The sequence below is a fragment of the Pseudomonas sp. NBRC 111132 genome, from assembly GCF_001320565.1.
Taxonomy (GTDB): Bacteria; Pseudomonadota; Gammaproteobacteria; order Pseudomonadales; family Pseudomonadaceae; genus Aquipseudomonas; species Aquipseudomonas putida_P.
The window spans coordinates 1-6665 of record NZ_BCBI01000106.1; the positions used below are offsets into that span (position 1 = coordinate 1).

Genomic DNA, 6665 nt, shown 5'->3' on the forward strand with positions numbered 1-6665 from the left:
CAAGATTGTGGACAGGGCTGTTTGGCTGGTTCAAGTCCAGGACCTTGTCGGGATTGAACTTCCTGTGCTGGCCCAGGCTTTTGAAGACGAGGTTTGGAGCTACGCCACCGAGGATCGAAACCCCTTCAGTGCGAGCTTCAATTTCCAGCCTCTGTTCGGGAAGCGGGAGCCGTTTGAGACGTTCGAAGAGAGCAGTACCTGACGGCCAAGGGCCGGGCTTATCGGCCCGGCTCTACTCCCCTGATTTTTATGTCTTCGATTTCATGGATGTGTAGGAATGTTTGGTCTTTTAATCAACCCACGACCACACCAAGACGAAAGTCTTTTGGGGTACCTGCAGCGCCTGGCGAAAGCCAACGGATTACCCAGAAAGGAACTGCTCACCGCCTTTGCACGAGCCGACGAGACCGATGTTGCGGACTGGCTGCAGATGATGGAAGGACCACTGAGCTGGCCTGCGGTATCTGCTGAGTTTCGTGATCCAAGGCCCAAGGGGGTCAAGTTATGGACGACTCATCACGCTCGTTACTGTCCGATCTGTTTGGGCGAAGCCGGTTATTGGAGAGAAAGCTGGGGCTTGACCCTGGTTACGACGTGTTCTGTCCACGGCACTGAACTCCACGGGCGGTGCCCCAACTGTCTGAAGGAAACCGATCCAAGCGCAATGAGTGCGAATAGTTGCCAAGCGTGTGGCACCTCATTGAGTGGGACCAATTTTGAGATCGCGCCGGCGAGTGATACGGCCGCCTGGCTCACCTCTGGCTTTGAAGATAGGTTTTACGCCGACTCGTTGCCAGCTGACGCGGGATTGGCGGCCCTCACCTACGAACAGTTTCACGAGTTGTCATCGCGTCTCGCTGTCAGAAGTTTGCCTACGGAAAGAACCCAGCCGCTGAAGGTTGCTGATTCGGGTTCGCTAGAGATATCGCGGCTTATGGCAAACGCGGCGGGCGTGGTTCTCATGAACTGGCCTCTCGCATTCAGAGAACTGCTGAGTGGCCTCAAGGCAGTCCATTCCGATAACGAACATTGGACGCTCAGCAGATCGTTCGGCCCGATATACCACGACATCCACCGTGATCTGGATGACTCTTGTTTTGACTTTCTTCGTCGAGAGTTCGAATCATTTCTGCAGCATGCGTGGGAAGCACCGTTAGCGAAGCGAAATCGCAATTTGAGTGAGGAGACGATTGAGAGACATCGTTGGGTGTCGTTCGATTCTGCTGCTGAAGCTTGTGGTCTCGGGGTATCAGTCATAAAACGCCTTCATCAGGAGGGACAAATCGCCTATCGGGAGAAGGTCCATGAAGATCGAGTCTTTACGGTCGTGGACCTGGATCATTTGAAGGCAATCTCGCAGCATCTCCAGGGCGTGGCTGATATGAAAGAAACCTCGACTTTGCTAAGCCTCTGTCGCAATCGGGTTAGGCAGCTGCTAGCTGGTGGTACCCTCCAGTTCTTTGGTGGAGAACCGCGCCCAGGCGAAAGGTGGCTGATTGACTGCCGCTCGATCAACGAATTGATTGATGAGAAGCTGCCTACCAGCTCTGACCAGAGCCTGGTGTCGATCAACTACTTGGCCAAGCATTCTCTGCCCAAGGGGGGTGGGTTGGTCGAGTTGGTTCAGGCAATACGTGCAGGTGAACTTCGCGCTTACGGCCCAGCTGAGAATGGCTCGGTTGCGGTAGGGGCGTGGTTACTCAAGCCGCAAGATTTTGCAGCGTGGCAACAAGCCCGAGCTGAGAACAAGAGTCCGGTCTTTCCCGGCCTGTCGGTAGTCAAGGCTGCTGCGCTGTTAGGCGTCAAAGAACAATGCGCATACGCGTTCGTTCGACTGGGTCTGCTATGGAGCACTGCTGTCGAACGAGGCCGGCGTACGCAATTGATGGTTAAGCCTCAAGCCATCGACAGATTCAGGCGTGGCTATATCTTGGGACCGGAGATTGCGGTGTATTTGGGGAAGTCGACCAGGGAGGCGTTCAAGCACCTTTGGGAGGCCAGGTTTCGCCCCGTTGCGGGGCCATCCATTCCAAACGCGGCTTGCCGGCAGTACGTTTGGGTAAGAAGCAAAAAGCTGATCGATTACCTCGCAAGTGAAGCCGCCCAGATCGACGATCCTGAAGCCATCACGTTTTTATCCACACCGATCGCTCAGCCTCGTGATTGCCGATTCAGGCATGTGGGATCAAGATAGTTAGCACGCTTTCTTTCTTGATTGCTAAAATCATCGAACCCATTTTGGAGAATCTTATGTCCCGTCTCGCTGAATTCCGCCTGCTCGAACAACAGCTCGCAGCCCAACTGGCGGAGCTGGAAGCGCTGAAAAATGACTCTGCCCTGAAGCAGGAAATGGAATTTGAAACGAAGCTGCGCAGTTTGCTCAACGAGTATGGCTACGGCCTGCGCCAAGTGGTGCTGATCCTCGATCCGCAAGCGGTGGCTTCCACTGATATGGCCCCAAAAACCTCTCGGAAACCACGCGAAGTGAAGGTCTACAAGAATCCACACAGCGGAGAGGTTGTTGAGACCAAGGGTGGTAATCAGCGTACGCTTAAGGCCTGGAAAAACGAGTATGGCGCTGAGGTAGTCGAGTCTTGGCTCGCCAATTGATTGCACTGCAGGCGGCTTCTGGCACGAGATGAATCGTGGTGCGCCCCGAATGCAAATTCCCATTCTGGGGCGTGACGAAATTTTCTGCGGGTGGTGGATTTAGAGAATTAAAACTGTCGCTAGAGGGTCCCGTCTTTCGCGGCCTGCAGCCATTTGGAGAGGAAACGCAAAACTGTCGCAATCACCCAAAACGCCGGTTCAGACTGATTCGCTAGAGAATTAAAACTGTCGCAGCCTGAAACGACGCGGCTTTCACGTGTATTCAGAGCCATCATTATCGATAGCCTGCTTACAAACATGTAATTCCTGGATCACGTGGATGACAGCTCCCAGTCGGTAAGCTTCACTCATGTCTTCATGGAGTAACAGAAATGAACACCGCTAAAAGCATTGCCGCCCTCATGCTCGTAATCGCCTCCTCATCCGCTTTAGCTGAAGGAGGATCTGATCGCTTACACGGAAAGATGATTCAGGCAAATGAGCAAGCAATGCGTGCCTACGCCGCTGCCAATGGAAAAAAACCACCTGAAGTGATCCATTATCGCTACGGAATGAAACTGGATGTGGCGAGAGTTATCAGTATGACTTCGCTCAAAGGTAGCTGCGACGTGATGCCGACACAGATGAATTACGAGGACTCAACAGGTGAGTTGAAAATCCTCGAATATCGCTCTGCTGGAATTAACTGTAGAGGTCAAAACTGACCGAAGGGACAGGGTAAGTCTTGGAGTAAGCTGACCACGACCAGCGCTGCAGCTGGTCGGCTGGCCGGCAGAAGCCCTTCCCCCGGGGCATCTTGCATTACGTGTCAGGATAACTGGCAACTACTTGATCGTCCCCACTCTTGGTGAGGCCGATGACTTGATAGGCGTGTTTCATGCCATCAACCTCCATACCTGGTGAGCCAGCGGGCATGCCAGGTACCGCGACGCCTGCCAGGTCGTTGCGCTTTATGAGCTCCTGCACCTGGGCTGCGGGGACGTGACCTTCCACAAACTTGCCATCGATAACCGCGGTGTGACACGAAGCCAGCCTCGGAGCTACTCCTAGCTCTTGCTTCACCGCCCTCATGTCCGTTTCAACGTGGTCGACGACCTTGAAGCCGTTTGCCTCCAAGTGCGCTATCCATTTCTTACAGCAACCGCAATTAGCGTCCCGGTGCACATCGATAGTCAGGGGCTCCGCAGCAAAGGCGGCTGAGGCGATTAGAAGTGACGCTGCGGTACTTAAACCGAGGAAGCGGCGCTTACTTGTCATGAGTGTGCTCCTTCCCGTCTTTGTGCACATGGGTTTTGGGAGTAGAACCTGTGTGGTGGTCCGAGTGCGCCTCGCCGGACTCGTGTTCACCGTGGTGCTCCGCTACTGATGAAGACTCCGAATGCGAACTGCCATGATCATGACTTTCCTCAGCCACGCCGTTTGCTGCGGAATCATCATGATTTCCATGACCTGATTTCGCACCACCGTGTTGGCCTTCATGGTTATGCATATCGCTTTCGCCACCGCCATGTTGGTGACCACCACTGGAAGCGACCATCATCTGGTACTGCTCAGCATTGAGTTGCGGTAGCTGGTCCAGGAACGCGACGATTCCCCAGATGTACTGGTCGTCCATGCTCTTACCCCAGGCTGGCATGCCTGTCGCTTTGATACCGTGCTTGATGGTCCAAAACGCAGCAGCAGGGTCACCGCTTACACCTATCTCGGTGAGGTTTGGTGGGGATGGGTATAGGGCTTGGCTGAGTTCAGTTTTCTCCACCCCTGGCGCGAGGTGGCAACCGATACACATGGCGTTGTAGTTGCCTGCCCCTGCTTGGATGAGAGCAGGATCTTTAAGGTTTGGCACCTCAATGTCGCTTGCTCGGACTTCAATCGAGCGATCCCGCGCCATGGCCAAAAACGCATGCACAGCGGGGAAGTGTGGGTCGTCCGCACCAACGTTCACGAGACCGAAGTAAGCAGCACCTAGCACTGCTGCGCTAGTAACAGCACCTGCCGCCACCAGCGTTGTAATTGTTTTTTTCATGTTGAGTTCTCAAAACCACATCCGAATACCGGCCACAAAACGAGCTTCGTCCACGTCCCCGCCTTCATCCCGAATGAAATCGGCGGTTTTGCCGTAGGAACGGCTCCAGGTGACACCTATGTATGGCGCGAACTGGCGAACAATCTCGTACCGTAACCGCAGCCCGACTTCGGTGTTTGCCAGGCCAGAGCCGACGCCGCGTTCCGGGTCGTTCTTGCCATAAAAGTTGGCCTCAGCGGTTGGCTGAAGAATTAAACGATTGGTTAGCAAGATGTCGTACTCGCCCTCCAGACGGGCAGCGGTTTGACCGTTCTCGCCGATAAAGGCGGTGGCTTCAGCTTCGAAGTCATACAGGGCCAGGCCCTGAATACCGAACGCAGCCCAGGTCTGCGGATCCTCCGGTTTGAAATCCTGCCGGACGCCGGCGACAACATCCCACCACGGGCTTACCGAGCGGCCATAGAGGAGCTGCAGCTCAGCATCTTCAGTCACACCATTGGTTCGTTCACCTTCCGAGCGAATCCAGAGCCTATTGATATCGCCGCCCACCCAGCCGGATGCATCCCAAGCAAGCGTGCTACCTTCATCGGCATCTTGGTATTCCAGTTGGTCTAGCAAGAAAAAGCTGTTGAACCCGCTGTCATCCATTTTGTGCCCGTCAAGCGGGGGGAAGGCAGCCTGCCGGTCGGCATCAGTCAGCACCGGGATTGGCGTACGGCTGGTCGGGGTCGGCGAATCAGCGTTCCCGTTTCCCATCGTGGAATGACCCATCGCGCCATGATCCATGCCTTCCATGGACCCGTGATCCATGCCTTTCATGCTTCCATGGTCCATCTTGCTGTGGTCCATCGAGGCGGGTTTCGCTTTGGGCTGGCCATGGCCCATTTTGCTGTGATCAACGGGTGCAGGTTGCGTGGGTTGCTTGCTCGCGCCCATCTGGCTGTGGTCCATGCCCGGCATCGCAGCCTGTGATGAGGCGTGGTCCATCTGCATGGCACCGTGGCCCATTGCCGAGTGGTCCATTCCGGAATGATCCATTTCAGCGGCGAAGCTGGGCGAAACGCCCAGCACACCTAAAGAAACGGCGAATGCCAGCAGCGATGGTCGTGCAACGCTATTGGCCATTTTTCCCTGCCTTAGCTTTGTCGCTGCCATGCGATTCCATCATTTTGCTGTGATCCATTCCTTCCATGGAACCATGATCCATGCCCTCCATAGAGCCATGATCCATGCCTTTCATGGAGCCGTGATCCATGCCTTCATGGTTCATGCCCTGGGCTTGCTTGCTCTTCGAGCCGTTCGATTGCGCCGCGTTGGACGACTTTTGAGAGTGCTGATCATGGTTGTCACTGGACCAGGAAGACGGGGCGTACACCGCGAGCAGGCCAACCATCGCGGCAGAGAGGAAAAAGGCGCTTCGTTTCATTGGTTTGCTCATCTCGTATCTCCAGTTCATTCGTCCACGCGGACTTCTCGGAACATGCCCATCTCCATGTGGTACATGAGGTGACAGTGATAGGCCCAGCGCCCGAGTGCATCTGCGGTTACGCGATAGCTTCGTTTCGAGCCAGGCGGCATATCGATCGTGTGTTTTCGCACCATGAAATTGCCGTCCTCATCCTCCAGGTCACTCCACATGCCGTGCAGATGGATGGGGTGAGTCATCATGGTGTCGTTGACCAAGGTAATACGCAGGCGCTCGCCGTACTTGAGCCGCAGCGGCTCTGCGTCAGAAAACTTGATCCCATCGAAGGACCAAGCGAACTTTTCCATATGCCCGGTAAGGTGCAGTTCGATTGTCCGGCCAGGTTCCCGGCCGTCAGGGTCGATGAAGGTGCTACGCAAATCCGAATACGTGAGAACCCGACGCCCGTTATCGCGAAGCCCGATCCCCGGATCGCTCAGCTTTGGCGTAGGGGTCATGGTCTGCATATCGACCAGAGGGTTGTTTGTTTCGGAGGCGGGATGGTTCTGCATGGCACCGCTGGCGGCCATATTGCTTTGGTCCATACCGGTCATGTTGCCGTGG

9 protein-coding genes are annotated in these 6665 nt (G+C 55.2%); 4 read left to right on the plus strand and 5 right to left on the minus strand.

Features of this window, described 5'->3' with window-relative positions:
* The 4 genes from APH35_RS29195 to APH35_RS27605 all read left to right on the plus strand — a co-directional run.
* On the plus strand, positions 1-202 hold a 202-nt coding region (locus APH35_RS29195; protein ID WP_218187679.1), incomplete at its 5' end, for a hypothetical protein.
* A 75-nt stretch (positions 203-277) separates the two neighbouring features.
* Positions 278-2194 carry a TniQ family protein gene (locus APH35_RS27595; RefSeq protein WP_010951430.1) on the plus strand — a complete coding sequence of 639 codons (1917 nt, stop codon included), beginning with the start codon at positions 278-280 and terminating at the stop codon, positions 2192-2194.
* Between the two features lie 56 nt (positions 2195-2250).
* On the plus strand, positions 2251-2610 hold the full coding sequence (locus tag APH35_RS27600) for a histone-like nucleoid-structuring protein, MvaT/MvaU family (protein ID WP_010951431.1): 360 nt from the start codon (positions 2251-2253) through the stop codon (positions 2608-2610).
* A gap of 371 nt (positions 2611-2981) precedes the next feature.
* Complete coding sequence (locus APH35_RS27605) at positions 2982-3314, plus strand: DUF2790 domain-containing protein (RefSeq protein WP_011953079.1); 333 nt, start codon at positions 2982-2984, stop codon at positions 3312-3314.
* Between the two features lie 97 nt (positions 3315-3411).
* Here APH35_RS27605 and APH35_RS27610 read toward each other — a convergent pair whose 3' ends face one another.
* From APH35_RS27610 to APH35_RS27630, 5 genes are all read right to left on the minus strand, one after another.
* Complete coding sequence (locus APH35_RS27610; RefSeq protein WP_011953080.1) at positions 3412-3867, minus strand: DUF411 domain-containing protein; 456 nt, start codon at positions 3865-3867, stop codon at positions 3412-3414.
* The gene (locus tag APH35_RS27615; RefSeq protein ID WP_011953081.1) at positions 3857-4636 is read right to left on the minus strand and encodes a c-type cytochrome; all 780 of its coding nucleotides are present in this window, start codon (positions 4634-4636) and stop codon (positions 3857-3859) included. The genes APH35_RS27610 and APH35_RS27615 overlap by 11 nt, the downstream gene beginning before the upstream one ends.
* 9 nt (positions 4637-4645) lie before the next feature.
* Entirely contained in the window at positions 4646-5761 is a 1116-nt protein-coding gene (locus tag APH35_RS27620; RefSeq protein WP_011953082.1) for a copper resistance protein B, read from the minus strand.
* Positions 5751-6074 (minus strand): hypothetical protein, encoded by a 324-nt coding sequence (locus APH35_RS27625; RefSeq protein WP_012269845.1) that lies wholly within the window; start codon positions 6072-6074, stop codon positions 5751-5753. Before APH35_RS27625 ends, APH35_RS27620 begins: the two co-directional genes overlap by 11 nt.
* A gap of 14 nt (positions 6075-6088) precedes the next feature.
* The coding region (locus APH35_RS27630) for a multicopper oxidase domain-containing protein (protein WP_156341249.1) at positions 6089-6665 on the minus strand (577 nt) is incomplete at its 5' end.

Bases quoted from the DNA above. Each gene is read 5' to 3' on its own strand.
- APH35_RS27605 (WP_011953079.1), top strand. From the start codon at position 2,982: ATGAACACCGCTAAAAGCATTGCCGCCCTCATGCTCGTAATCGCCTCC.
- APH35_RS27615 (WP_011953081.1), bottom strand. From the start codon at position 4,636: ATGAAAAAAACAATTACAACGCTGGTGGCGGCAGGTGCTGTTACTAGC.
- APH35_RS27595 (WP_010951430.1), top strand. From the start codon at position 278: ATGTTTGGTCTTTTAATCAACCCACGACCACACCAAGACGAAAGTCTT.
- APH35_RS27600 (WP_010951431.1), top strand. From the start codon at position 2,251: ATGTCCCGTCTCGCTGAATTCCGCCTGCTCGAACAACAGCTCGCAGCC.
- APH35_RS27625 (WP_012269845.1), bottom strand. From the start codon at position 6,074: ATGAGCAAACCAATGAAACGAAGCGCCTTTTTCCTCTCTGCCGCGATG.
- APH35_RS27620 (WP_011953082.1), bottom strand. From the start codon at position 5,761: ATGGCCAATAGCGTTGCACGACCATCGCTGCTGGCATTCGCCGTTTCT.
- APH35_RS27610 (WP_011953080.1), bottom strand. From the start codon at position 3,867: ATGACAAGTAAGCGCCGCTTCCTCGGTTTAAGTACCGCAGCGTCACTT.